Raw genomic sequence first — 25,531 nt, 5'->3', positions numbered from 1 at the left:
AACCATCATCAGAATGAATCCTAATGGTCCTAGAGAAATAAGAAAATAGAATATAATCAGCAAGAAATAGATAATATATTCAAACACTTGTTCTATTCACTCTTCTTACAAATCTTCTTTTCTTAGAGGTTTTACATCCTTGAGTAATGGATGGTTCTTGTCTGCTTCTGAGACTTCTGCTGCTTCTAGGTTTTCCCACTGGATGCCTAGAGCTGGGTCTGCATAGTTGACAAAGGCATACTTCGGTTTGAGCTCCAAAGCCCAATAGTCGTTTACCAGATAGCTATAAGAAACAGTGTCAGAAAGGACTTGGAAGCCGTTGGCTACACCACGCGGCACAAAAATCCCCTTGCTGGCATCAATGACTGTCTGGTAGGTGTTACCAAAGGTTTCACCCTCACGTAAGTCTACCCATGAGCCTAGTACTTTACCATCGTCAGCGACTGAAATGTACTTATCCCATGGCTCAGCATGAAGACCACGCAGGACATTTTTACGAGAAAAGCTGACATTATTTTGCAGTTTCCCTTCTGCATAGAAGCTTTCAGGGAAGCCTAGCGGCAGCATTTTTTCCTTTTGGAAATTCTCCTTAAACCAGCCTCGATTGTCCCCACGAACAGGGATATCAAACTCCAGCATTCCAGGAATTCCAGGAATCTCACGCGCTGCTAATTCCTTATCAAAAAATTGTTCCGTCATCTTCTTATTCTTCTCCAATCAAACGCAAGAGATAGTGGCCATATTCATTCTTTTTCAACGGCTGCGCCAATTCGTGCACTTGCTCTTTAGTGATATAGCCCATACGATAGGCAATTTCTTCCAGATTTGCCACCTGAACGTTCTGCATACGCTGAACTGTTTCGATATATTGAGCTGCCTCTAAGAGACTTTCGTGGGTACCTGTATCCAACCAGGCAAAACCACGTCCCATGAGCTCAACAGACAAATCACCACGTTCCAAGTAAGCCTTGTTAACATCTGTAATTTCTAATTCTCCGCGAGGACTTGGCTTGATGTTCTTGGCAATTTCTACAACATCGTTATCATAGAAATAGAGTCCAGTCACTGCATAGTTAGAGCGAGGCTGTTCCGGTTTTTCTTCGATGGAAATAGCATTCATATTCTCATCAAATTCTACTACACCAAAGCGTTCTGGATCCTTAACATGGTAGCCAAAAACTGTTGCCCCTTTTTCCTTAGCCGCAGCATTTTGGAGCATTTTACTCAAACCTGGGCCATGGTAAATATTATCCCCAAGAATCAGCGCCACGCGGTCATCTCCAATAAAATCAGCCCCAATGATAAAGGCTTGTGCCAATCCATCCGGACTTGGCTGCTCTGCATAAGAGAGCTTGATACCAAACTCAGAGCCATCTCCCAGCAAATCCTCAAAACGAGGCAAATCCGTCGGAGTGGAGATAATCAAGATGTCCTTGATGCCAGCCAGCATAAGAGTTGACAGTGGATAATAAATCATGGGTTTGTCATAAACCGGCATGAGCTGTTTTGACGCAGCGCGGGTCAATGGATACAAACGTGTACCAGAACCACCTGCAAGAATAATACCTTTCATATGAGTTTCCTCTCTGTTATATATTCCCTTTATTTTATCATTTTTGCAAACGAATGTCACTTTTTATATGATGATTCCCCAGAATGAAAAACTTCTGACACCAAAGGTCAGAAGCCCAATTAAACTATCCCAAAGCCACATCCAAGACCATCATGAGAACAAAGCCCACCATGAGACCTAAAGTCGCCACATCAGTATTGCCATTGGTCTGCGAATCCGGTATCAGCTCCTCTACCACCACGAAAATCATAGCACCCGCCGCAAAGGATAGGGCATAGGGCAGAATAGCCGTCATAGCCATAACAGCCACTGCCCCCAGAACAGCCCCAATTGGCTCTACAATCGCAGACATGGAACCCCAATAAAAGGCTTTAAGCCGAGACTTGCCGTCCGTCCGAATCGGAATGGACAGAGCCGCTCCTTCTGGGACGTTTTGCAGGCCAATTCCCAAAGCTAGGCCAATTGCGACGACAAAGGCTTCCAGGCTAGGATTGGCGGCCAAAGCACCAAAGGCTACTCCGACTGCCAAACCTTCTGGAAAATTGTGAATGGTAATGGCTAAAAAGAGCAGAGCAGTCTTGGACAGCTTATTTCGGCTATGCTCGGGAACACTCTCTGCCTCCGAAATATCCTTGCTCAAGTGCAAGTGAGGCACCACAGCATCAATCAGCCGCAGGAAAAAACCTCCCACTAAAAAGCCAATCGCCGCAGGCAACCAGGATAGCTTACCATAAGAAACCTCCGCATACTCAATTGACGGTGCCAAAAGCGACCAAAAGGAAGCCGCAATCATGACGCCTGCCGCAAAGCCCATCATAATATCCAGCAACTTGCGACTGACCTGTTTAAAGAAAAATACAACAGCCGAGCCCACAATGGTACATCCCCATGTAAAAAGCCCAGCCAAGAATGCCTGCATAACTACAGGCTGCGATCGTAACCAGTCCATAACTTCTCCTTATCCTCTGAAATCAATCATACAAAATCGTCTTGGTTTCCCCTATACAGTGTTTTTCCTCATTCCAGTAATGAATCCGCTCGAAAGAGCCTTTCCGCCAGTAGAGAGGCAAACGTTCACGTATGTCGTCCTGCATATCTATTTGGCCAAGTTCCGAAATCTTCCACCATTTGGGCTCCCCTTCATGATCGTTTCCCCTAACTTGCCCCTCAAAGGCAGTACAAAGAAAATCGTAATACACATACCGTTCTTTTTTACTCGGATTAGTGAAGCCTGAAATTCCCTTCAATTTCATGTTTAGAGCAGTCAGCCCTGTTTCTTCTTTTAATTCGCGCCTTGCAGCTTCGAAAAAAGATTCTGGAAACTCCACCTTCCCGCCTGGTTGTATCCACCCTTTAAAGTTATCATGCTGGCGATTAAGCAGTAAAATTTCATCATCTTTTTTCACACAAATATTGACCCAATTCAAAATGGTTTCTGTCATATCAAACCTTCTTCACATACTGTTCAATAGGATAGTCAGCTGGATTCAGCAGCCCCGCTTCTCCCAAAGCCATCTGAGCCAATTGGCATCCGATGAGCGGGCCAGTTGTCAGACCAGAAGAGCCTAATCCGCTGGCAGCGTAGACATTTAGCAAATCTGGTACAGCTCCGAAGAAAGGCGCAAAGTCACTGGTATAAGCCCGTATTCCCACGCGCTCACCTAGAATCTCTGCATTAGACAACCTTGGCAAGTAAGTTTCCGCTTCTCGCTGCAACTGATCCAGCACTTTCTTATCTACCGTTAAATCAAAGCCCTGATCATTTTCATGGCTAGCACCGACGCTGACCTTGCCTGCTGGAAAGGGAATAATATCCAGCTCGCCCTCAGGCATAACCACAGGGTAGTCATCCGTCTTTTCAGCCAGCTTAAAATCACGTAGCTGTCCCTTTTGCGGCCGAACATCTGTCTTATAGCCCAGTGGCTGCAAGATTTCTCCTAGCCAAGCCCCCACAGCTAAGATAACACAGTCAAATCTGCGTCCGTCCACAAGAAGTTGCTCTCCATCTACTGTCAAGCTTGCCTTTTTCTCAACCAACTCTGCCTTGCTTGCTTTCACAAGCGTCTCCGTCAAGAGTGCTCCCTCCACACGGGCACCACCGGAAGCATAAAGAAGCCGCTCAAAGCCTTGCAAGTCTGGAAATTTCTCATGGGCTTCCTGAAGGCTGAGAAGACTCAAGTCCCCTATTAAGGGCGACTCTTCACGACGATTAGCAGCCAAATCATAAAGCTCCTGCAGCTTGCTCTCATCCTTTTTCAGCAGATAAACACCTGTCTGTTGGTAAAAGTCTGTCTGGATTCCAGCCGATTTCAGTTCCGCAATCAAGTCCTGATAAAAATCAGCGCCCAGACGCGCCATCCTGTACCAAGCCTTATTGCGCCGCTTGGAAAACCAAGGACTGATAATGCCAGCGGCTGCCTTGGTTGCCTGCCCCTTGCCGTCATCAAAGACAGTCACTTCCACATCTGGGGATTTGGATAGATAGTAAGCGGCTGTTGAGCCAACAATCCCAGCTCCAATCACTGCTACTTTTTTCATGTCGCTCCCTCTCAAATATGGCGGAAAGGATTGGTCCAAGCCTGGCTAGATAGAATCTCAATCTCCCAGCCCTCTTCTGCCTTCCAAGAATCAAGCTTTTCTTTCAATTTTTCCGTGAAAAGAACCTCGATATGGTGTCCAGGATCCAGCGCCAAAAGACCTTCTGTCAGCATTTCCTGGGCTGTGTGATAGTAAATATCACCTGTAATGTAGACCTGCGCTCCCTTGGAAATAGCCTCTGGATAAAAGGACTGACCGCTGCCACCGCAGATAGCTACACGCTCAATCACGCGTTCGAGATCCGCTTCTTCATAAGCGACCAGACGCAAACTATCTAGTCCAAAAGTTGCCTTGATCTTAGCCGCAAAGTCCCCAAAGGTCTGAGGAGCAATCTTCCCTACGCGGCCAATACCGTAATCTGGCCCCGTCTGACTAAGATAACTTGTCTCCTCAATCTCTAAAAGCTGGCAGAACCAATCATTAAGCCCGTCCTCCACGACATCAATATTGGTATGGCTGACATAGACAGCAATATCATGCTTGATAAGATCTAAAATGATTTGATTTTGTGCCTTATCTGCCACTAGGTCTTTGAGCGGGCGAAAGATAGGCGCATGCTTAACGATAATCAGTCCAGCATTTGCCTCAATAGCCTCCGCCACCGTCTGCTCACGAATATCCAGCGCCACTAGAACCTTGTCCACTTCCTTATCCAAAGTCCCGATTTGCAGACCTGAAATGTCGCCCTCCATGGACAGTTCTTGCGGGCAATAGGCTTCATATCGGGTGATGATTTCACTTGCTAACATGGAGCACCTCCTTGATACTTTCGTTTTTTTGAGACATAGCAGAGCGTTCCAGCTCATTCTTTTCTGGGATATGGGCTAGTGCTCCTTCTAGTTTCTTCAGTTCTTTCTGCCATCTTAGCTGAAAAGCAGGTGACTGTTGCTTCATTAGAAAAGGCCCAAAACGCTTTTCTTGCTCTGTTAAAGTTTGCTGGCCAGCTTCTGCTACCAGGATTTCGTAAAACTTCCCCGCCTCTTCTAAGATATCCTCAGCCAGCAAACGAAAACCGTTAGATACCAGCCAGCTGCGAAGCTCATCCTCTCGGTTATTGGGCTGCAAAATCAAGCGGGAAATAGCTCCAAGCTTAGCTCTGCCATTTTCCAAAATCTCTGAAATCAAGCGACCACCCATGCCAGCTATAACGATAGTATCAATCTGATCTTCCACTTCAAAAGCCGCCAGACCATTGGCAAGACGAACCTCAATCTGCTTCGTCAGCCCATGCTCTGCCACATTTTTCTGGGCAGACTGAAAAGGGCCTTCTACCACTTCTCCGGCTAGAGCATTCTCAATCCGTCCCTCCTGAATCAGGTAAATAGGCAGATAGGCGTGATCGCTCCCAACATCCAGCAGCTTAGCCCCATCCGGCACAAAAGCAGCTACTCGCTCCAAGCGTTGGGAAATAGTCTTTTTTTGCATTGCTCACTCTTTTCTAAACATTCTTCTATTCAGTATATCATTTTTAAGGGTATAAAAAAAGCAACGAAAGAAAAATCAGCCTGTTGATAAACTGATTTTGTCTCGTCACTTGGTGATGGGATATTCCCACCCGACACTTATTTATTTAATTTCCTGATACTCAGAAGCTAAACCACGCTGGACTGCCGGACGAGCTGCAATCTTCTCCGCCCAAGCAGATAGATGTTTGTAGGATGCAGCATCCAAGAACTCAGCTGCGCCTGGATAGAGCTTATCCTGTACTAACTGCCCATACCAAGACCAGATAGCAATATCAGCAATACTGTAGTCATCTCCAGCGATATAAGCTTTCTTGGCCAATTCTTTGTCCAATAAATCCAGCTGTCGCTTGGCTTCCATCGTAAAGCGGTTGATGGGATATTCTAGCTTTTCTGGAGCATAGTTAAAGAAATGACCGAATCCGCCTCCCAAAAAGGGCGCAGCTCCTGTCTGCCAGAAGAGCCAGTTGAGCACCTCAGTCCGACCGACCAAATCTGACGGAATTAGCTTTCCAAACTTCTCTGTCAGATAGAGCAAGATATTCGCCGATTCAAAGACAGGAATCGGCTTATGACCTGACTGGTCCAACAAGGCCGGAATCTTGGAGTTGGGATTGATTTTCACAAAATCTGAGCCAAACTGCTCGCCATCCATGATGCTGATCTTATAGAGGTCATAGGCTGCCTCTGTCACCCCTGCTGCCAGCAGTTCCTCCAGCATAATCGTCACCTTGACCCCATTTGGAGTTCCAAGCGAATAAAGCTGAAAAGGCTCTCTACCAACAGGAAGCTTCTGCTCAAAGCGTGCGCCAGCAGTAGGCTGATTGATACCTGAAAATTTCCCTTGGTCGCTGTCCGCAGCAGACCAGACTTTTGGCAATTGATAGGTCATACTTTTCTCCTTTTTTATAAAACCAAGGGCCTGTCATATCTAACAGGCCACTATAAATCTAATAAAGTCAGTCCTTCCACAAATTCATGGCATTGAGGAAATCATCTGAAACTGTCACGTTTTGAGGATTAGCTGCTTCACGTTCTTCCCGTTTGGCTTCTACCTGAACAAGCGTAGTGATGCCTTCTTTACGCCAATTGCGCAAGATAGCCTGAATATACTTCCAGTTGGCCTTGCCATTAAACACAGCCTCACGAAGGGCAGCCTTGACCAAGTCAGGATTGGTTTTATCATCTTGAACAGTCTTGGTCAAGTCCTCAATTTCAAAGGGTGTCAAGAGACGACCCAGCTCCTGCTGAAAGGTCTCAACCAAATCTTTCAAGACATTCTGAGGCGCCTTTGCTACAGTCTGATGACCGCTTTTTGCTGCCAGCAGTTCATCCAGCTTTTCCAAAGCCGGTGAAGCATCAAAGATAACCTCTGTCTCTCCATTCAGCTCAATGGTCTTATACTGTAAGAGACCTTTCTCCGTCAAATGGGACATAGAGCGATTGACTTCCGACAGGGTCTTGCCAATATGCTCCGCAATCTGACTAGGCGCCAGCTCTTCCAGAGAAGTCGTATTTTGCAGATAGAAAAACTGCCAGACCAAAAAATCATCGCTGGAATCAAAGATGTCCTTAAAATGTAAAAGAAGGGCACTCGGGATTACAAGATTGCCCGATTTAAAAGCTGATAAATAAGTCATGTTACCTCTTATAGATAAGCAAAAAACGATACATCATTTTCAGGACTTTCCCAGTCAAAAGGCGTCTCCTGATAGACAGCGTAATTGACCCAATTGCTGAAAAAGAGTGCCGCGGCTGAACTCCAACGCAAGGCCGGTGTAGCATGGACATCATCGTTTTTGAAATAATTCTCTGGAATGTGTGGATTCTTGCCCGCCTTTAAATCGCGGAAATACTCCTTGGATAGAGTATCGCGGTCGTATTCCATGTGACCGAAGCTATACACCTCTCGCAAGTCTCGGCTAGCCAGCACGGAGAGGCCGGTATCTTCACCATATGAGAGAATTTCCAGATTGGTCAGGTTGACAATATCTTCCTTCAGAACTTCAGTATGACGGGAATGCGGTGCATAAAACTCATCGTCAAAGCCACGGAAAAGCAGATTGCTGCTATCAGCTGACTGGCTATAAACACCCGATAATTTGCGCATCATCTGGTGCTTGTCAACGCCGTAGCGAGCGTAAAGTCCAGCCTGAGCTCCCCAACAGATATGCAGAGTCGAAAAGACATGGGTCTTGGACCATTCAATCACCTGCTGGAACTCTTCCCAGTAGTCCACCGCTTCAAAAGGCAGATGCTCTACTGGCGCACCAGTGATAATCAAGCCATCAAAATAGCGATTCTTAACCTCATCAAAAGTCTTATAGAAAGTCTCCATATGCTCTGCACGTGTCGTTTTAGACTGGTGAGAGCTCATGTAGAGGAAGTCAATAGTCAACTGCAGCGGGGTATTAGCCAAATGGCGCAGTATCTGAGTCTCCGTCACCATTTTCTGGGGCATGAGATTGAGTACCAGAATATTCAGAGGGCGGATATCCTGATGGTCCGCCCTGTCGTCATCCATGACAAAAATATTCTCAGAACTTAAAATGTCAACAGCTGGCAGTTTCTTATCAATCTTAATTGGCATGAAAATATCTCCTTCAATCGTTAGAAAGGCTTGGAAATACTTTTCCAGCCTATTCTTTGTTTATCCAATGTACTTTCATTATACTGAAAGGAGATATAGTTTTCAATTATACTTTTTCTCTAACTAGATATAGCTAGAAACTATGTATTAATAGTGCATCAGAACCTTGTAGTCGTATTCACCGATAGCTTCGCGACCATTGAGCTCATCCAGCTCAATAAGGAAGGCACAGCCAGCTACTACGCCGCCAAGGCGCTCAATCATCTCAATCGTTGCCTTCACTGTTCCACCAGTCGCAAGAAGATCATCGACAATCAGAACGCGCTGACCTGGCTTGATAGCATCCGCATGCATGGTCAAGGTATCCATACCATACTCTTTTTCATAGTCAGCTGAGATAACCTCACGAGGAAGCTTACCAGGCTTACGGACTGGAGCAAAGCCGATTCCTAACTCAAAGGCAACTGGACAACCCACGATAAAGCCACGAGCTTCCGGTCCAACGATCATGTCAATCTTCTTGTCTGTCGCATACTGAACAATCTCACGAACAGCGTAGCTATATGCATTTCCGTCAGCCATCAATGGGCTGATATCACGGAATGTCACGCCTTCCTTAGGATAATTTTCGATTGTTGCAATGTAATCTTTTAAATTCATGATATACTTTCTTTCAAAAAAATTTTTTACTCTCTATTATATCACTTTTTCATCCAAATGGTAACAGAAAACTTACTTTTTATTGGTATCTATTATTTAATCTGAAAAATCATGTCTGAGCCATTCATAGACCATCACATTGAGGCCGGGATTAAGTTGGTTATTCTTTATTATCGTTTTTCTACTAGTTCCAAGAGCGAAACTTCCTTTTCCCTAACATGCTGAGCCATAGGTCCAAGACACTCACTTTTTAACGAGATTAGCTGAACAATTTTCAGTCTGCTTCCATCAAATAATCATAAATCTCCTGCACAGTTCCCAGTGCCATGAGTTCTTGTTCTTTGACTAGGCGCTTGAGGTCTTGGTAAATGTGACTGCTGTCAATTTCTTTCTTTTCAGCTTCCTTATTGACCGTCATGACTCCTTCTGTGATGCTGACAAAGCCCAGCTCTTCAAAAATTTGAATCATTTTGACCAAGAGAATTGGGTCAATTTTCAGATAAGCTGCTAGATCCTTAAGCTTATAGCGAACGTCAAACTCGGGAAACTGATAGATAGTCTTGTAGAGTTTGGCAAATTGCTCACGGTTACCATAACCAGTCAGATAGTAAGGCTTGGCAATCTCATTCTTAAAGTAAATAGCTTCGAAATCCTGAGACTGAAAAATCGTCTTCAAGTCCTGCAAATCATCAGGCAGGTCATAAACCACAACCGCTCTGCTATTTGTCAAATCTGGCAGCTCTTCTGTGAAACGCAAGACTGGAACCTTGTCAGGCAGCGTCGCATTTTTGCTGCGGATATTGAAAAGCTGAACGCCGTCCACACGAGCATCTACCAGCATGAGCTGGAGACTAGTCTGTCCATTCCATTTATTAACAGAGAGGCTGACAGCCAGCTCCAGATTCTTGGTTTGGGCAAACTCTGTCGCCAGGCTTCCTTGCCCAAAAGCTACTACTTCAAAAGATGCATCTTGTTGAGAAATTTTTAGCTTGAGATGGCTATTGCCAGCTCCCATAGTCCGAGTATTGTCCACTTTAAAATCCTTGAGGTAAAAAAGCGGCTTCTTATTATCCATACCAAAAGGCGCCAGTTTTTCAAAGCTTTTGAGTGTATCCAGGGTCAGTTCTGGCAGGTGCAGCTCCTCGTCCAAATACAGGACTGTTTTGCCAGTCAAATCTAAATCATTGTCTAAGATGTAGGCTGTCAGGATATCAGATAGCTCTGCTAGTTTGTCTGCTTCAAGGGTCATTCCAGCCGCTCCAGCATGGCCACCAAAAGCTACAAAGAGATCACGATGACTGTCCAAGGCTTCAAAAATATTGACCGCTTCAATACTGCGGGCGCTGCCCTTAGCGATACCATCCTCAATATTGAGCACTATGACTGGCTGGTGCAACTCTTCCAGCAAGCGCCCAGCGACAATCCCTAGCACTCCAGGATTCCAGCCTTCCTTAGCCAGTACCTGCACTGGTCTCTTAGGGTCCAGCATGGTTTGTGCTTCTTCATAAATCTGCTGGACGATTTCCTTGCGCTCGTCATTTTTCTGGTTAATCATAAGCGCAATATCACGAGCTTCTTCGTCATCAAAGCCTGTTAAAAGCTCAACCGCTGGATTTGGATCATCCAGCCGTCCCAGTGCATTGAGTCGAGGAGCAAGCTGGAAGCCAACCGTTTCTTCGTCTAGCTCATCTGGCTGAATGCCTGCGATTTTGAAGAGCTCCTGAAGACCCACCCGCTGGGTATTTTTGAGGACGGAAAGGCCGTATTTGACCAAAATCCGATTCTCTCCCGTCAGACTGACCATATCAGCAATGGTACCGATAGCCACTAAGTCCAAAAGTTCGACTTGGACTTCTTCCAGCAAGGCTGTTGCCAACTTAAAAGCCACTCCACAACCAGCTAGATGCTTGAAAGGGTAATCCGCTCCTCTATGTTCCGGATGAACAATCGCATAGGCATTTGGCAACTCCTCAGGCATGGAGTGGTGATCCGTCACGATGACATCCACGCCCAGAGATTGGGCCAGATCGATAGCTTCGAGGCCCGCTACTCCATTATCCACTGTAATAATGAGCGAGATGCCTTGATTTTCAATAAAATACTTGTAAACACTGCTATTAGGACCATAACCGTCCGTAAAGCGATTAGGCAGATAAACTTGACACTCAGCCCCCAGCTGCTCCAAGGTTTCCTTGACAATCGATGCCGAGGTCATCCCATCAGCATCATAATCACCATAGATTAAAATCTGTTCATAATTCTCAATTGCTGAGCGAATGCGATTCACTGCCCGCTCCATATCATGCAGATCATAAGGGTCGTGAAGCTGGTCTAAACTAGGCTCCAAAAATTCCTGTAAAGCCTCTTCAGTCTGCACACCTCTTTGGTAAAGGAGACTGGCAGCGGCGGGTTCCAATCCGGCTTTCTTGGCCTTTTTTAAAAATTTTTCGTCTGTAAAATTTGTGGCAAACTGCCAGTCGTATTTTGAGCTAATCATGATAAGTGAAACACTTTCTCCGTTCAATCTTGTCTGAATATTATAACACGAAAAGACTGGTTCAACCAGTCTCAAACTTTCTATCTACGAGCAAAACTCTCAGGATCACTCATCTAGGTAAAGCCCCTTGGCAACACTTTGGTCAATAACTTCCTGAGCCAATTCCCAAAGATTTTCAGAGGTTTCTTGGATAAAGGATTTCTTTGCGATGACCTGCGACTTGGTCAGGCCATGAGGGTTGTCATGGGGCTGAGCGACTTCCAAGTGATTGAGCAGGGGAACCAGAGCATCCAGCACTCGGGCATATTTAGCCTCCATGCTAATACCGGTTTCAAACTCCTGCCAAAGCCCTAAAAAGGATTCCTGCTGATCCGACGGCAGCTTGTCTAAACTGATTTTCAAGGACTCAAACTCTCTATCGTAAGAATCGCTCTTGCCCACATCGTCAAAGATAAAGGTATCGCCAGCATATATTTCGCCCAAATCATGAATCAGTAACATAGACATGACCTTTTCCAGATTGACTTCTTCGGGGATATATTCTCGAAAGACTAGCGCCATAAGCGCCCCCTGCCAACTATGCTCAGCAGAATTCTCAAAACGATAGGCGTCCAAGGTTCGATTGTTGCGATGAGTGGCTTTCAGCTTTTCCAGCTCATTGGTAAAAGCCAGTTGCTGTTGTAGACGTTTAAGCATGTGGAACTCCTTTGAAATGTTTTTATAGCTAATTCTATTCAAAATTGATAGTTGCTCTTAACGTTCTATATGATTTTCTTCAAAAACTAAACTTTCACTTCTTTTCTGTTTTTTCCCTCGCCATCGAATCACCAACTCTGACGTCAGATGGGTTAGGATAATCGTCAGAAGGAAGGTCCAACGGCCATTTTCCCACTTGGTCAGCTGCTGGGATTTGAGCAGAAAGAAAGATAACTCAATAAAGATAGGATGGAGAAAGAAATAAAGGATACTTAAATCTTTTAAATGTCGCCAGTTTTTTTTTACGCTTCCACTGAGTTTTTAACAGCCAATTGAATAAGAAGAGCGTAAAGGGAATGAGAGCAAAGAAAAAGTTTTTATCCAGTCCCTGCCTGATGTAAACCAGTATTCCTTCGCCTGCTAGGAAAAGACTTGCCAACAGAAGAGACAGCCAGCGTTTTTTCTGAAATAAGGCTATCTGCCCGTAATCAGCTAGAAAGTAGCCTAAATAGATAAAAATGGGCGTATAGAAGAGGCCATTCCTGCTGGTGAAAAAGAGCTTGGCATAAGCATCATACCAGTCTGTCAGCAGACTAGGCGACAGATAGGCGTGATAAGTCTCAATAGCACCTAAGGCGTAGAGAATTAACAAAAGGGCAAATGTTTTCTTGGGACCCAACTTCCTATACAAAAAATGGACCAGCAGCAAGCCTAAGAGAAAGGCGGGGATATACCGGAGCTGGTAACTCATTCCGATGTAGAGGAGCGCTGCTAGAATAGCCAGAGGAGCTAGATAGAGGGGGAAATGCAGAGATTGGAAATAAGTCAAAGCATAGGGGAGATAGACCAAGCTCCAAAAGCCATAGACCTTTAAAATACCTTTAATATACAGAGTAAGTTTCACGTCTTGAGGCTCTTGCTTCCAGCGTACTCGGAAAAAATAGGCTGAAGAAATTAAAAAGAAAGGGACCGCCATGCGGCCAAACATACTCTTCTGAATAAAATGTAGAGCTTCATGTTCAAAAAGCCTCTGGCAATGGACCATAATCACAAACACAGAAGCGATATATTGAAAAAGGCTGAGCAGGGCATAATTGACTGGCTACCCTGGCTCTATGACTTCTCTCCCTTGCATCAAGTTTTCTCCTTACGAGGTTTGTTTAAGATGTAAATGAGCGCTTTTTCATTCAATTTAGGACTTGACTAGCCAAACATGCTGAAAGGCAGCGATGTCTCGATAAGGAGATTGGTTGCAGACAGCCAGCTCCATCTCAAGCATCTTTTCAGCCCAGTCAGGGGCAGTTTTGTAGTAATTGGATTGCAGCCCGTAAAAAATTCGTACTCCCTGATAATCCTCAACTTCTAATGGAAGACCTGAAATCACTTCTTTAATCTGATAGACCTTTGCAGCTCCCATGCTGTGGGTTTGATATTCCTGACCCGCCAAAAGCTGCTGGGCCTTTTCTGGGTCATTTTCAAAAACCACTGTATGCATAATCCGCCCAACTTCGTGATGCTTGACCAGAGAAATTTTGCCGTCCTTTTTTAAGAGACGGGAAAATTCTGCTAAATAAAGAGCAGGGTCAGATACATACTCTAAGACATTATGACAAACGATGACATCAAAAGATTGGTCTTGTAATGTTTGCAGAAGGTCCAAGCTGCCTTGCAATTGCTCATAGGAAAAGTCCTGCTTGCGCTCAGCAATCATTTCTGAGTTTGGCTCGATGGCGGTCACTTGGTTCTTTTCCGCTAGAAAATCAGCCACAATTCCAAAACCGCTGCCAAAATCAAGGATTTTCTGGCCCTTCAGCGACTCAAGAAAAGCAAAAATAATATCATACTGAAGCTTGCCCCAAGGCGCCTGCAGATGAGCTTTGTAGGCTTGTAGATTAGCTGTCATAAAACCTCACTTATAGTTAAACATATTGGCTGCCATCTTGTCGGCAATTTTTGGAAAAAGGGTATAAAGCTTGTGGGCTAGATTGAGAATTCCAGGTAGATTAATTTCCCACTTCTTTTTGCCAAAGGAACTGACAATTTTGCTTGCTACAAAGTCAGGCTCAAGGATGTACTTGTCGACTGCTTTTACATAGGAACCGTCAGGATCTGCCTGATCGAAAAAGGCTGTTTTGATAGGTCCAGGATTGACTGTCGTGACATAAACCCCAAAAGGCAGGAGTTCCAAACGCAGGGCATTAGAAAAGCCAATAGCAGCAAACTTGGTCGCTGAGTAAAGACTGGACTTGCCACTTGCAATGAGGCCAGCCATACTAACGATATTGACGATATGTCCTTGACCTTCCTGCTTCATTCGAGTCCCAAAGATACGGGACAGATTCATCAGGGCAAAGGTATTGACTTCAAACATGGCCTCAATATCGCTTGAGCTAATTTTGTCAAATTCTTCAAAAATTCCATAGCCAGCGTTATTGACTAGGACATCTACGTGGCCATACTGACTGTCAATCCAATCAGCAAATCTCTCCAAAGCTAAGTTGTCTGTAATATCCAGCTCCACTAGGTCAAGATTTTCCCTTCCTCCATATAGTTCTTCCAGCTTGTCCTTGCTCCGGCCAACTAAAATCAGTCGGTCATGGGGCAAGAACTTAACCATTTCCTGGGCCAGTCCACCGCTAGCCCCTGTGATGATGATGGTTCTCATATCTCCACCTCTTCCAAGTCCTTGACCACATGGACGTTGTCAAAGACGCTACTTGCATCGCGGCGCATTTGGCTGATGTCCTTAGCTAGAAAGCGAGCACTGATATGATTCAGAAGGAGGCGCTTAGCGCCAGCTTCCTTAGCTACTTCTGCGGCTTGCATATTGGTAGAATGACCGTGATTACGGGCCAATTTTTCGTCTCCCTTGCCATAGGTCGCTTCATGTACAAGCACATCTGCTGCCACAGCTAAGCGGACGCTAGCAGCAGTCTTACGGGTATCACCTAGAATAGCAATGGTCTTACCTGGACGAGGGGCTGAGATATAGTCAGCTGCAATGATTTTGGTTCCATCTTCTAGGACGATATCCTGACCATTCTTGACTTTACCAAAGAGGGGACCAAAGGGAACGCCCGCTGCCCGTAACTTGTCCGCATCCAGCGTTCCTTCCAAATCTTTCTGCATCACCCGATAACCCACACAGAAAATCGTGTGATCCAGCTTATCCGCATAAACAGTGAACTTGTCCGTTTCCAGAATCTTGCCCAGACTGTTTTCATCAAACTCACGAAAATCAATCCTATAAGGCAGACGAGATCCAGACACGCGCAGGCTAGACAGGACAAAATTCTTAATGCCTTTAGGACCAAAAATCTCTAGGTCCGTCTGCTCTTCATTAGCCTGAAAAGAACGACTGGATAAAAAGCCCGGCAAGCCAAAAATATGGTCGCCATGCAGATGCGTGATGAAAATCTTGCTGATTTTGCGCGGTTTAATCGTCGTCTCCAAGATCTGGTGCTGGGTACCTTCACCGCAGTCAAACATCCAGACCTCATTGATTTCCTCCAAAAGCTTGAGGACAAGACTTGACACATTGCGAGCCTTGGAGGGCTGACCGGCTCCGGTTCCTAAAAATTGTATTTGCATGTTTTTCTTTCTAAATGATATAAATCATGGCAGAGCGATTCTGCGAGTGATAGTATTTTCTGCCAGCATAGGACTGAGCAAGCTGACTGACTTCATCTTGATTGTAGCCCAGAACTTTCTGGCTGCCATCTGCTAGCTGCTGCCAATCGGTCAAAGCAGTCAGAGCCTGACTGTCCACGACTTGAGACTCAGCTTTGAGAGGTACCATTTTTATTCTCCCAGCTTCTTCGTAAACCAAGTACTGTGGAAAGACTTGAGCGATTTCAAAGAGCAAGTCAGCTGTTACCGGCTCTGGCTTTTCAGGGAAGACCAAGCCGACTTTCTCGCTCTCATAGCAAAATCCATAGGACTTGCCAGAAAGATTAAGCCGGACAAAAGGTTTGCTTTCTACAAAGCTAGGCTCCGCATTCCACAAGTCCAGCGCTTGAGTAATTTCTAGAAAATAGGCTGTCGCGGCTTCCGGACTTTTCTTTTGATAAAGCTCAGCAAAGTAAGCATTGATAACACTGGGGGGCGGAGTGATAAAGCTACGCTTCTGCTCCTCTGTCAGGCCAGCCAACACTTGCTCTAAGTAGACCCTGTCTAGGCTTGTAAAACCGCCGTATTTGAGGGCCAGGTCAATATAATCAGTCATAAAATTCTTCCAGTTTCCATTTGTTTTTCTCGGCAATCCAACCTGAAATGGTTTCGACATCGTCTATGTATTCTCGATTCCCCATAATCGCGACTTTCTCTAAATCATGAATCTTGTATGCTTTAGCAGGCGCTACCTTGATGGTAAAAGGCAAAAATAACTCTTTCATCCGCTCCAGCAGGACTTGCTGCAAAAGAGCTCTGCTATTGTCCGCCTTAGCCGAAATCAAAGAATAAGGAGTCAAGGTCGGGGTGAAATCCTCCGCCTTGTCCGCTTTGTTATAGAGTGTCAGCCGAGGAATATCCAGCATATCCAGCTCTTTCATGATGTCAAGGACTGTTTTTTCATGCTCCTCATGATGAGGGTCACTAGCGTCAATAACATGGACCAGCAAATCGACATTTTTGCTCTCTTCCAGTGTGGATTTAAAGCTAGATACCAGCTCTGTCGGTAAATCCTGAATGAAGCCAACTGTGTCTGTCAGAGTGACATTGAGCTGACCACTGAGATTGATGTTCTTGGTCGTGGCATCAAGCGTCGCAAAGAGTTCGTCCGCCTCATACTGGCTCTTACTGGTCAAGCAGTTCATGATAGTGGACTTACCAGCATTGGTATAACCGATGAGGCCGATTTTGAAAATACTGGATTCCAGCCGTTTTTCACGAACGGTAGCCCGATTTTTCTCGACCGCCTTGAGCTGGCGCTCAATATCATGAATCTGATTGCGGACACTACGCCGATTGAGCTCCAGTTGGCTTTCACCAGGACCGCGGGAGCCGATTCCACCTGCTTGACGGCTGAGCATAATTCCCTGACCAACCAAGCGAGGCAGCAGGTACTTGAGTTGGGCCAGATGCACCTGCAGCTTGCCCTCATGACTCCTAGCCCTCATGGCAAAAATATCCAAAATCAGCTGCATCCGGTCAATGACCTTGACCCCCAAGCTTTCCTCCAGATTGACATTTTGGCGAGGTGTCAGACGGTTATTGACAATGACGGTCGAAATCTCTTCGGCATCAACCATCTGTCGGATTTCTTCTAACTTACCAGAACCGACAAAGGTCTTGCTGTCATACTTTTCCCGCTTCTGGCTATAGGAGCCGACTACCTCAGCCCCTGCAGTCTTAGCCAGACTTTGCAGCTCCTCCATAGATAGGTCAAAATTCTCCGTGTCTGCTAGTTCCACACCGACCAAAAAGACACGCTCTGTTTTTTTCTCTGTTTCTATCATCTCATATCCTTACTAAGACTTGGTCAGCCAGCTACTTATCCAAAAACTTTCTGATATCCTCCATGACCTGATTCTTATAGTCTGGATTTCCCACCTGATAAAAAGTCACGGACATCCGGTTACGAAACCAAGTCAGCTGGCGCTTGGCGAAACGACGGGTATTCTGCTTGAGCTTGTCCACGGCCTCTTCTAGGCTCATCTCACCTTCGAAGTAGAGGAAAAGTTCCTTGTAGCCAATCCCCTTGCTGGCTTGACTGGTCGGACCTTTCTCAAACAGCCAGCGAGCTTCTTCTAAAAGCCCAGCTTCTAGCATCAGATCTACTCGCTGATTGATTCGATCATAAAGTCGCTCCCGCTCATCATCTAGACAAATCAGCAGGGCTTCATAGTCTGGTTGATTGTTTTCTAGTTGACCACCTAACTGAGCAATCTCCAGCGCCCTCATAGCCCTGCGTCGATTCAGCTGGGGAATCTCGATACTCAGCTCTGCTATTTTTTCAAACAAATCCTCATCCGACCAACTGTCCAGCTGCGCCCGATAGGCCAGAATCTCCTCGTGAGGAACGGAGCCGCCCAGATGGTAGCCCTCGAGCAAACTCTGGATATAGAGTCCTGTGCCACCGCAAATGATGGGAAGCTGACCTTGAGCCGCAATCTCACGAATAGCCTGAGCCGCCTCAGTCACAAAATCATAGGCCGAGTAGCTTTCTCCAACCTCCCTCACATCCAGCAGATGATGGGGAATGCCCTCCTGCTCTTCAGGACGAATCTTGGCCGTGCCAATATCCAAGCCACGATAGACTTGCTGGCTGTCACCGCTGATGATTTGGCCATTGAAGCGCTTGGCTACTTCAATACTCAGAGCTGTTTTCCCAACTGCCGTAGGCCCCACTATCACAATTATCTTGGTTTTCATCTTTTTTCCTTGAAAAAATTTTGATTTTTCGTTACTATTAATTATAACATAAATAATAAAAGTTCAGAAAAGGAGAAATCACATGGCTAAAGGATTTGGAAAAGGCGTTCTTACAGGAGTTGCAGCTACTGTTGCTGCTGTGGCAGGCGCAGTATATGCAGTTAAGAAAAAAGTCATCGAACCTGAAGAACAAAAAGCGGCTTTCATCGAAGAAAACCGTAAAAAAGCAGCTCGCAAACGTGTAGCGCACTAAGCCTGCACATTTCACTAAAAAGCCTGGATTTTTTCCAGGCTTTTTTCTTTTTTGAAAAAACAGCAATCAAATTGACTGCTGCAAACAAAGCTATTATACTCTAAGAGCCCTCTCTTTCTTGGGCGGTTGAATGCCCTAAGAGCTAAAGATATAATTGCTTAAGAGCAAGAATACTAACAACTCAAGCACAAAAAACAAATCGAAAGCAGGATTGGAAGACAGAGAAACGAAAGGAATTGCGAGACACACAATTGTGACATAAAAGATTTTCAAGCGTTTGATATAAAGCCAGAAGAATTCAAGGCTTTGCCCGCCACTGTTCTGCGACTTAGACTTACTTCCTGAGTACCAGATGATAAATACTTCCGCAAAAAAGAATAGACCTAGCAAAATGATCATTCTCCAAAAATGAACCTGCAGTAGAATTCCCACTGCTAGCAATAACAAAACACCCAAGCTCAGTGCTAGCACTGCTCGCCTAGTATTAGTCATAAAATCAACTCCTTTATATGACTACGAAGAACAGTCAAATTAATTGTTCCTAATCGATTAGATTGCTCTAGGAGAACATATTTTATTTCGGCTTTATTTTATCACTTGGCAAGAAAACTTACAAATAATACGATAAAGCATTTGCAGAAGTCATTGGTTACTGAAAAAAGCCACCATCGGTGACTTTTCTACATGCTTATCTCCCTTGCATAAACTCTTGGAAACGATGAGTATCAAAGTAAATAGTAGACGCAATCAATTTATCTGATTCGTCAAATTTTAAAAATTCTGCGACATCCAATTCTAGTTCTTTTCCGCTCGGCGACTGCAGGCGATAGCGATTTAAAGCCACTGCTTCTCGTCCCTCTACCAATAACTTCTTCACTTCAAGATGCTGACTTAAAGCATAGAATTGACCTGCACCTTGCAGATAAACATCACGACCTCGCCTGATCTCCTGACTATCACACATCCCATAATCAAAACGTTCAGCCACGAAATCTTCCCAGCCACCTTTATTGACTGCGGTAAAATAGCTTTCTGCTAATCTTCTTGTATCCATTTGGAACCTCCAAAAATAATTTAGGCAAGCACTCAAACAATGAGATTTTCAAGCCATTTAAGATTATACAAAAAGCAATATGACTACAGTCTGTCATATTGCTGAAGATTTTTTTGAAGAGAATCAATTAATTTACCCTGCAGTTTTTTTGGCGATATGACTTTTACTTGATGAGCAAAACTTAAAATCAATTCGAAAAAGGCCGGTGTCAATGCTCTGAAAGCATGGACCTTTATTCTGGTTTGCTCAACAGTGATTTCTTCTTCTGTGAAGTGGTCATAAATCTTTGGGAGCGCAGACTCTGTGAAAATCAGCTCTACTTCTTCTTTATTGCCCTCAACTTTATCTTTGGATGGATTTAGAAAAAGATCTAGCTTTTCTTGAGATAAAAGAGGGTAATCTCCAGCTTCGATACCCTCTTCTACTGGATGCAAATCACGAATCCTGCTGAGTTTGAAAAAACGAAAATCTAACTTTTCTAAACAGTAGCCGATAACATACCAAGCATTTAGTTTAAAAATCAGACGATAAGGAAGAATCGTTCGCTGGCTTCGTTCTTGTGTTTTAGAATAGTAAGAAAAAGAAACTTTCTTCCCTGTTTGTATAGCCTGCTCAATCTCAAGTAAATAATTTGTATTGAGAGACCAGGAAGTAAGATCGAAGTAAAAAGGATTGACCTTGTCGGTCGCTTCTTGAGAAACAAGCTTATGCTCAATATTATCAAAACTAGGATGTCCAACAATTTTGCCAACATTTTGACTCATATTGATGATAAACTGCTTTTCTTCTTCTGTGAAAAAGCTGCTGTCCATCTTGTAGTCATCTGGTATATAAAAGCCACCCTTATCTCCGCGTTCTGAGTAGATAGGGATTCCAGCTAAGCTGAGCGTATCCATATCTCGATACACGGTACGAGTAGATATTTCAAAACGTTCAGCAATTTCTTTAGCTGTTATCTGCCTTTTATTCAAAAGGGCTAATAGAATATAAATTAATCGTTCTAGTTTCATGAGTTTTCTTTTCTTATTTCAATCGGCACAGCATCAAATAATCTTCTTCCCTCTCTTCAACCGTGACAAAGCCCAGTCTTTGATAAAATCGAACGGCAGGATTGTCTTTGGAAACGGAAAGGGAGACACTTGGGTAGCCTTTGGCCTTGAGCAAGTCCAGCATGGCCGTCATCAACTGCTGGCCTAGTCCTTGGCTTCTGAACTCAGGCAGGAATGAAATGGACAGAGAGGGCGTCTGGTCGTCATAATAACTGTAATCTTTCATGATGCGAATCCAAACGGCTCCGACCAACCGGTCGTCCATTTCTGCAACTAAAGCCCAATCATCTGGCTGCTTGCCAAAGTCCTTGATATACATCTCTAAATCTGACTCTTTCAGGATTCTTCTAGAAAGCGGCGCTAGACCTTGGGGAATAAAAATAGCTTGGTAAAGAAATTCCTCTAAGAGCGGGATTTCCTCTGATTTTAAGGGCCTAATTTCGGCCATGATTTCTCCTTCTAGATCAACTGCTCCTCGCCTATGCCGGCCTCCGCTAAGATTTTGGCAACTCGGTCAAACTGCAAGCGGAAATGCTCCAGCTTGTGGCCGTCTGATCCCACTGAAAAGCGCTGACCGCCCAGCTCCTTAACTAGCGAAAGAGCATAGATATAGAGTTCCTCGTGACCATATAGATACATAGACTTGCAGTTAAGCTCAAAGGCCAGACCATGGTCAATCATCTTTTGAAAAAGCTGTCGCAGCTCTGGTTCAAAAGTTTTTAACTCCTCTACGGTAAGCGCAAATTTCCGAAAACCATAGTCAAAGTGAGCTAGTACATCTGCTGGCACAGCCTCGATAGCCTCCTCTAACTCTATCAGATAGGAGGGAATCAGCTCCATCTTATCCAGCTGCAAGACTGGCTCTTCCAGATAGTCAAAACTGCCATTGTGGTGGACAGACAGAAGCTTGAGGTCATAATCCTTGTCCGCTAGGAAAGCTAGGATATCATCCTTACGCGGAGCGTAATAGCCAATTTCAATTCCCTTTTTGATGCGGTTGCCATACTGCTGGTTCAGCTCTGCTATTTTTGCTGAATAGGCCGCATAGTCAGGTACATCATCATGGGGCGAGACAGCTTCGTAGGGGTAGGGATTGGACAAATCATAGTGCTCAGTAGTGACAATCTCGCCCTCATAATGGTCCAGATAGTCACAGAAATCCGCCTCAGAATCATAGGAAAAATAGGTATGAAGATGGTTGTCGCGCATGCTGGACCGCCTTTCTGCAAATCTTATATCCGTTTAGTAATGGTCAATTTCAGGTCGGTCGTGAATCCGGCTCTGCTTGCCCTGTCGAGCCTGGAGGACGGTCTCTACCTCTTCCAGACTGACGCCAGTCTCGACGAGAGCGACCGCCAGATGGTAGAGCAGATCAGCTGTCTCATTGGCCATCTCGTTCTTGTCATCATTTTTAGCCGCAATGACCACTTCTGTCGCTTCTTCACCGACTTTTTTGAGAATCTTGTCCAGCCCCTTGTCATAGAGATAGCTGGTATAGGAGCCTTCCTTGGGCTCTTTTTTGCGTTTGAGAGCTTCTTGATAGAGGGTTTCTAGCATGGTATCTCCTTGTTACTGTCCTTATTTTACTATAAAAAGCAATTCTTTCCAATGGCAGGCTGATGTCTTAGTTTTATTTTTGCATTAACCAAGTACTAAAGTAAGGGACCTTTTAGTCAGTTTTGCTGCCATCCTCTTCCCAGATTGGATGGAAAAAGCAGGATTTAGCACCGGTGTGGCAGGCTGCTCCCAGCTGGTCTACCTCGATCAGCAAGGTATCTTGGTCGCAATCAGCTGTGATTTTTTTGACGGTTTGGTAGTGGCCACTGGTGGCTCCCTTATGCCAAAGCTCCTGACGCGATCGACTCCAATACCACATCTGACCGCTGGTGCGGGTCAGCTGGTAGGCTTCTTCATTGAGATAGGCCAGCATGAGGACTTCTTTGCTAGTGTGGTCTAGGATAATGGCAGGTATAAGACCGCCTTGCTTTTGAAAATCTAACTTCACTTCTGTCATCAGATACGCACCTCCAACCCAGTGGCCTGCATGGCTTTTTTGGTCTCTGAGATGGAAACCTGACCATAATGGAAAATCGAAGCAGCCAAAGCACCTGTCGCTGCAGTCTTTTCAAAAACTTCTAGGATATGCTGGCTACTGCCAGCACCACCAGATGCGATGATGGGAACGGAAACCACTTGGGAGACGGCTTCCAGCATAGGCAAGTCAAAACCGGACTTGGTCCCGTCCTTGTCCATACTGGTCAGAAGAATTTCCCCCGCTCCAAGACTGACAGCTTCTTGGACCCAGTCTAACAGGTCACGATCGCTGTCCTTGCGGCCGCCAGCCAGATAGACATGCCAGCTACCATCCGCTTCTTTCTTAGCATCCACTGCCAGTACCACGCATTGACTGCCGAATTTCTCAGCGCAATCAGCCAAAAGCTGAGGATTTGCCAGTGCTGAGGAATTAACTGCAACCTTATCCGCCCCAGCCTGCAGCATCCGCTTCATGTCCTCAACCGTGCGAATGCCACCCCCGACGGTAAAGGGAATGAAAACCTGCTCTGCCACGCGCCGGACCATCTCAACCGTCGTGTCCCGCTCCTCATGGGTGGCGGTGATGTCCAGAAAGACCAACTCATCGCAGCCTGCTTCATAGTAAGCCTTGGCAGCATCGACTGGATCGCCCACATCAGTCAGATTGAGAAAGTTGATGCCCTTGACCACCCGGCCGTCCTTGACATCCAGACAGGGAATGATTCGTTTTTTCAGCATGGCTAGCCCCTTTCTGCTTCCTTGATCTGCTCTAGGCTAATTCGTCCACTGTAATAGGCCTTGCCCACAATGGCTCCAGCCAAACCCAGTTTTTTCAGCTCTTCTAAATCATCCGCTGACTGGATGCCACCAGAGGCAATGACTTGAGCATGCTTGAGAGACGCCAGCAATTTTTGATAATGCTGGATATTGGGGCCAGTAAGAGTCCCGTCTCGGTCCACATCTGTATAGACAAAGAGACGGATGCCGATTTTTTCCATGGCCAGCGCCAGACTGATATAGTCCTGACTGCTGGTTTCCAGCCAACCCTCAGTCGCAACCAGCCCCTTTTTCGCATCAATGCCAATCACGATTTTGCTGCTTCCAAAGCGCTCCAGCGCAGCCTCAACAAATTCAGGATTCTTAACAGCCATAGAGCCAATAATGACACGGTCAATGCCAACCGCCAGGTAATCTTCAATCTGCTCCAGACTGCGGATGCCGCCCCCGACTTGGATAGCTAGACCAGTTTCCGCTTTAATCTGGGCAATCAAATCCCGATTGGCCGCCCGACCTTCTAAGGCTCCGTCCAAGTCAACCACATGAATCATAGTAACCCCGGCTTCTTTGAAAACTCGAGCTTGCTCCAAGACATCGGGATTGACTACCGTCTTCTTGCTAAAATCCCCTTTAAAAAGGCGGACGGCCTGGCCATCTTTGATATCAATAGCGGGCAGTATTTTCATAGACATACTCCTTAAACTTCTCTAGGATACCGAGGCCAACAGCACCAGACTTTTCTGGGTGAAACTGGCAGCCAAAGACCGACCCTTGGTGAATCATGGCTGGGATAGGCAGCCCATAATCAGCCGTCACATCCAAGTACTCCTCTGGAACATCCGTATAGTAGCTATGGACGAAATAGACTGACTGGCCATCAAGACCAGCTGTCAAAGCAGACGACTGCTGGATTTGTAAGTCATTCCAGCCCATGTGAGGCACAGGCAGACCAACCTGGTCCGGAATCCGGCGGCAAACACCGGGAATCAAACCCAGTCCAGAGCTTTGACCATTCTCCAATCCAACCTCTAGCAGGAGCTGCATGCCTAAGCAAATGCCCAAGAGAGGCTTGCCATCAGCCACAGCCTGCTGAATAACTGACACCAGCCCTCGCTTTTCCAACTCCTGCATGGCAGTAGGAAAAGCACCGACACCTGGTAAAATCAAACCATCGGCAGCTAAAATTTCCTGCGGATCAGCTGACAGGCGCGCTTCTACTCCGACTTGAGCTAGAGCACGGAGAACATTGGAAGTATTTCCCGCGTCATAATCAATAACAATCATCATCTCTACATCAACTCCTTTCACTCAGAAGGACAAGCTAAAGCAAGCCCTTAGTGGAGTTGACTCCATGAATCTCTGGATTTATCGTAATAGCCTCCCGTAGAGCTCGGCCAGTCGCTTTAAAGAGGCTTTCCGCCTTATGGTGACTGTTCTTGCCATGAAGGATTTTCATGTGCAGATTCATCTGCAGATTAAAGGCTAGGGCTTGGAAAAATTCCTCCACCAGCTCGGTGTCAAAGTTCCCAAGCTTGGGATTATCAAAATCAGCCTCAAAGACCAGATAGGAGCGACCTGATAGGTCTAGACTAGCCATACCTAGTGTTTCATCCATGGGTACAAAGCTAGTACCGTAGCGGTTGATGCCGGCCTTGTCTCCCAAAGCCTGACGCAGAGCCTGTCCTAACACGATGCCCACATCCTCGACCGTATGATGGCTGTCCACCCAAAGGTCGCCTTCAGCCTTGACCGTCAGAGAAATCCTACTGTGGCGGGCAAAAAGGGTCAACATGTGGTCAAAGAATCCGACACCAGTCTCAATAGCTACCGGCTCCTGTTGGTCGAGATTGACAGCTAGTTCAATATCGGTCTCCTGTGTTTTTCGCTTGATTTCGGCTTGTCTCATGGCAACTCC

Annotated in this window: 32 protein-coding genes; 1 reads left to right on the top strand and 31 read right to left on the bottom strand. The window is 45.6% G+C overall.

Translation table 11 applies throughout. The features are described 5' to 3' along the window. Positions 1-105: 105 nt before the first annotated feature. From FOC72_RS03590 to miaA, 20 genes are all read right to left on the bottom strand, one after another. Positions 106-699 carry a dTDP-4-dehydrorhamnose 3,5-epimerase family protein gene (locus FOC72_RS03590; protein WP_032914144.1) on the bottom strand — a complete coding sequence of 198 codons (594 nt, stop codon included), beginning with the start codon at positions 697-699 and terminating at the stop codon, positions 106-108. Positions 700-703: 4 nt separating this feature from the next. Continuing rightward, positions 704-1,573, bottom strand: a complete 870-nt coding sequence (gene rfbA, locus FOC72_RS03585; protein WP_002913447.1) for a glucose-1-phosphate thymidylyltransferase RfbA — start codon at positions 1,571-1,573, stop codon at positions 704-706. Positions 1,574-1,697: 124 nt separating this feature from the next. Then, entirely contained in the window at positions 1,698-2,522 is an 825-nt protein-coding gene (gene tmpA / locus FOC72_RS03580; protein ID WP_002895189.1) for a ZIP family manganese transporter TmpA, read from the bottom strand. 22 nt (positions 2,523-2,544) lie between these two features. After that, positions 2,545-3,015, bottom strand: a complete 471-nt coding sequence (locus tag FOC72_RS03575) for an 8-oxo-dGTP diphosphatase (RefSeq protein WP_002895188.1) — start codon at positions 3,013-3,015, stop codon at positions 2,545-2,547. A gap of 1 nt (position 3,016) precedes the next feature. Then, complete coding sequence (locus FOC72_RS03570; RefSeq protein ID WP_002895187.1) at positions 3,017-4,111, bottom strand: NAD(P)/FAD-dependent oxidoreductase; 1,095 nt, start codon at positions 4,109-4,111, stop codon at positions 3,017-3,019. Between the two features lie 11 nt (positions 4,112-4,122). Further along, positions 4,123-4,920: a Nif3-like dinuclear metal center hexameric protein gene (locus FOC72_RS03565; protein ID WP_002895186.1), complete on the bottom strand. Its 798-nt coding sequence runs from the start codon at positions 4,918-4,920 to the stop codon at positions 4,123-4,125. Beyond that, on the bottom strand, positions 4,907-5,596 hold the full coding sequence (locus FOC72_RS03560) for a tRNA (adenine(22)-N(1))-methyltransferase (RefSeq protein WP_002895185.1): 690 nt from the start codon (positions 5,594-5,596) through the stop codon (positions 4,907-4,909). Before FOC72_RS03560 ends, FOC72_RS03565 begins: the two co-directional genes overlap by 14 nt. A gap of 141 nt (positions 5,597-5,737) precedes the next feature. After that, positions 5,738-6,526, bottom strand: a complete 789-nt coding sequence (yghU, locus tag FOC72_RS03555) for a glutathione-dependent disulfide-bond oxidoreductase (protein WP_002895183.1) — start codon at positions 6,524-6,526, stop codon at positions 5,738-5,740. A gap of 67 nt (positions 6,527-6,593) precedes the next feature. Beyond that, a complete protein-coding gene (locus FOC72_RS03550) occupies positions 6,594-7,274 on the bottom strand; it encodes a DnaD domain-containing protein (RefSeq protein ID WP_002895182.1) in 681 nt (226 codons plus the stop codon). Between the two features lie 8 nt (positions 7,275-7,282). Then, entirely contained in the window at positions 7,283-8,224 is a 942-nt protein-coding gene (gene metA, locus FOC72_RS03545) for a homoserine O-acetyltransferase MetA (RefSeq protein ID WP_002895181.1), read from the bottom strand. Between the two features lie 147 nt (positions 8,225-8,371). Continuing rightward, positions 8,372-8,884 carry an adenine phosphoribosyltransferase gene (locus FOC72_RS03540; RefSeq protein ID WP_002895180.1) on the bottom strand — a complete coding sequence of 171 codons (513 nt, stop codon included), beginning with the start codon at positions 8,882-8,884 and terminating at the stop codon, positions 8,372-8,374. Positions 8,885-9,158: 274 nt separating this feature from the next. Beyond that, a complete protein-coding gene (gene recJ / locus FOC72_RS03535; RefSeq protein WP_002895179.1) occupies positions 9,159-11,381 on the bottom strand; it encodes a single-stranded-DNA-specific exonuclease RecJ in 2,223 nt (740 codons plus the stop codon). A gap of 105 nt (positions 11,382-11,486) precedes the next feature. Continuing rightward, complete coding sequence (locus FOC72_RS03530; RefSeq protein WP_002895177.1) at positions 11,487-12,077, bottom strand: HD domain-containing protein; 591 nt, start codon at positions 12,075-12,077, stop codon at positions 11,487-11,489. Positions 12,078-12,312: 235 nt separating this feature from the next. After that, the gene (locus FOC72_RS03525) at positions 12,313-13,122 is read right to left on the bottom strand and encodes an acyltransferase family protein (RefSeq protein ID WP_002895174.1); all 810 of its coding nucleotides are present in this window, start codon (positions 13,120-13,122) and stop codon (positions 12,313-12,315) included. Between the two features lie 147 nt (positions 13,123-13,269). Next, a complete protein-coding gene (locus tag FOC72_RS03520; protein ID WP_002895171.1) occupies positions 13,270-13,980 on the bottom strand; it encodes a class I SAM-dependent methyltransferase in 711 nt (236 codons plus the stop codon). Positions 13,981-13,986: 6 nt separating this feature from the next. Further along, a complete protein-coding gene (locus FOC72_RS03515) occupies positions 13,987-14,742 on the bottom strand; it encodes an SDR family NAD(P)-dependent oxidoreductase (protein WP_002895169.1) in 756 nt (251 codons plus the stop codon). After that, positions 14,739-15,668: a ribonuclease Z gene (rnz, locus tag FOC72_RS03510; protein ID WP_002895167.1), complete on the bottom strand. Its 930-nt coding sequence runs from the start codon at positions 15,666-15,668 to the stop codon at positions 14,739-14,741. Before rnz ends, FOC72_RS03515 begins: the two co-directional genes overlap by 4 nt. 10 nt (positions 15,669-15,678) lie before the next feature. Continuing rightward, entirely contained in the window at positions 15,679-16,302 is a 624-nt protein-coding gene (locus FOC72_RS03505) for a hypothetical protein (RefSeq protein ID WP_002895165.1), read from the bottom strand. Further along, the gene (hflX, locus tag FOC72_RS03500; RefSeq protein ID WP_002895163.1) at positions 16,295-17,533 is read right to left on the bottom strand and encodes a GTPase HflX; all 1,239 of its coding nucleotides are present in this window, start codon (positions 17,531-17,533) and stop codon (positions 16,295-16,297) included. Before hflX ends, FOC72_RS03505 begins: the two co-directional genes overlap by 8 nt. Before the next feature lie 31 nt (positions 17,534-17,564). Then, complete coding sequence (gene miaA, locus FOC72_RS03495) at positions 17,565-18,449, bottom strand: tRNA (adenosine(37)-N6)-dimethylallyltransferase MiaA (RefSeq protein ID WP_002895162.1); 885 nt, start codon at positions 18,447-18,449, stop codon at positions 17,565-17,567. An 82-nt stretch (positions 18,450-18,531) separates the two neighbouring features. On the opposite strand from miaA, the gene FOC72_RS03490 reads away from it, so the two are divergent. Continuing rightward, positions 18,532-18,702 carry a DUF3042 family protein gene (locus tag FOC72_RS03490; RefSeq protein WP_002895160.1) on the top strand — a complete coding sequence of 57 codons (171 nt, stop codon included), beginning with the start codon at positions 18,532-18,534 and terminating at the stop codon, positions 18,700-18,702. A 135-nt stretch (positions 18,703-18,837) separates the two neighbouring features. Here the strand turns inward: FOC72_RS03490 and FOC72_RS11545 are convergent, their stop codons facing one another. The 11 genes from FOC72_RS11545 to hisB all read right to left on the bottom strand — a co-directional run bounded on the left by FOC72_RS11545 (position 18,838) and on the right by hisB (position 25,522). Next, positions 18,838-19,194 (bottom strand): hypothetical protein, encoded by a 357-nt coding sequence (locus tag FOC72_RS11545; protein WP_002895151.1) that lies wholly within the window; start codon positions 19,192-19,194, stop codon positions 18,838-18,840. Between the two features lie 196 nt (positions 19,195-19,390). Next, on the bottom strand, positions 19,391-19,756 hold the full coding sequence (locus FOC72_RS03485) for a nuclear transport factor 2 family protein (RefSeq protein WP_002895148.1): 366 nt from the start codon (positions 19,754-19,756) through the stop codon (positions 19,391-19,393). An 83-nt stretch (positions 19,757-19,839) separates the two neighbouring features. Next, positions 19,840-20,766, bottom strand: coding sequence for a helix-turn-helix transcriptional regulator (locus FOC72_RS03480; RefSeq protein WP_002895145.1), 927 nt, complete (start codon positions 20,764-20,766; stop codon positions 19,840-19,842). A 13-nt stretch (positions 20,767-20,779) separates the two neighbouring features. Next, positions 20,780-21,253 carry a GNAT family N-acetyltransferase gene (locus tag FOC72_RS03475; RefSeq protein ID WP_002895142.1) on the bottom strand — a complete coding sequence of 158 codons (474 nt, stop codon included), beginning with the start codon at positions 21,251-21,253 and terminating at the stop codon, positions 20,780-20,782. 11 nt (positions 21,254-21,264) lie between these two features. Further along, a complete protein-coding gene (locus tag FOC72_RS03470) occupies positions 21,265-22,014 on the bottom strand; it encodes a PHP domain-containing protein (protein WP_002895141.1) in 750 nt (249 codons plus the stop codon). 33 nt (positions 22,015-22,047) lie between these two features. After that, on the bottom strand, positions 22,048-22,362 hold the full coding sequence (gene hisE / locus FOC72_RS03465; protein WP_002895140.1) for a phosphoribosyl-ATP diphosphatase: 315 nt from the start codon (positions 22,360-22,362) through the stop codon (positions 22,048-22,050). 112 nt (positions 22,363-22,474) lie between these two features. Then, positions 22,475-22,819 (bottom strand): phosphoribosyl-AMP cyclohydrolase, encoded by a 345-nt coding sequence (hisI, locus tag FOC72_RS03460; protein ID WP_002895139.1) that lies wholly within the window; start codon positions 22,817-22,819, stop codon positions 22,475-22,477. Next, on the bottom strand, positions 22,819-23,577 hold the full coding sequence (gene hisF, locus FOC72_RS03455; protein WP_002895138.1) for an imidazole glycerol phosphate synthase subunit HisF: 759 nt from the start codon (positions 23,575-23,577) through the stop codon (positions 22,819-22,821). Before hisF ends, hisI begins: the two co-directional genes overlap by 1 nt. Positions 23,578-23,579: 2 nt before the next feature. Beyond that, positions 23,580-24,302 carry a 1-(5-phosphoribosyl)-5-[(5-phosphoribosylamino)methylideneamino]imidazole-4-carboxamide isomerase gene (gene hisA / locus FOC72_RS03450; protein WP_002895137.1) on the bottom strand — a complete coding sequence of 241 codons (723 nt, stop codon included), beginning with the start codon at positions 24,300-24,302 and terminating at the stop codon, positions 23,580-23,582. Continuing rightward, positions 24,280-24,903 carry an imidazole glycerol phosphate synthase subunit HisH gene (gene hisH, locus FOC72_RS03445; RefSeq protein WP_032914143.1) on the bottom strand — a complete coding sequence of 208 codons (624 nt, stop codon included), beginning with the start codon at positions 24,901-24,903 and terminating at the stop codon, positions 24,280-24,282. Before hisH ends, hisA begins: the two co-directional genes overlap by 23 nt. 34 nt (positions 24,904-24,937) lie before the next feature. After that, positions 24,938-25,522 carry an imidazoleglycerol-phosphate dehydratase HisB gene (hisB, locus tag FOC72_RS03440; protein WP_002895135.1) on the bottom strand — a complete coding sequence of 195 codons (585 nt, stop codon included), beginning with the start codon at positions 25,520-25,522 and terminating at the stop codon, positions 24,938-24,940. Positions 25,523-25,531 lie beyond the last annotated feature (9 nt).

The organism is Streptococcus sanguinis (assembly GCF_013343115.1).
In the GTDB taxonomy this organism is placed as follows: domain Bacteria; phylum Bacillota; class Bacilli; order Lactobacillales; family Streptococcaceae; genus Streptococcus; species Streptococcus sanguinis_H.
This window is presented reverse-complemented; position numbering and strand designations above follow the sequence as displayed.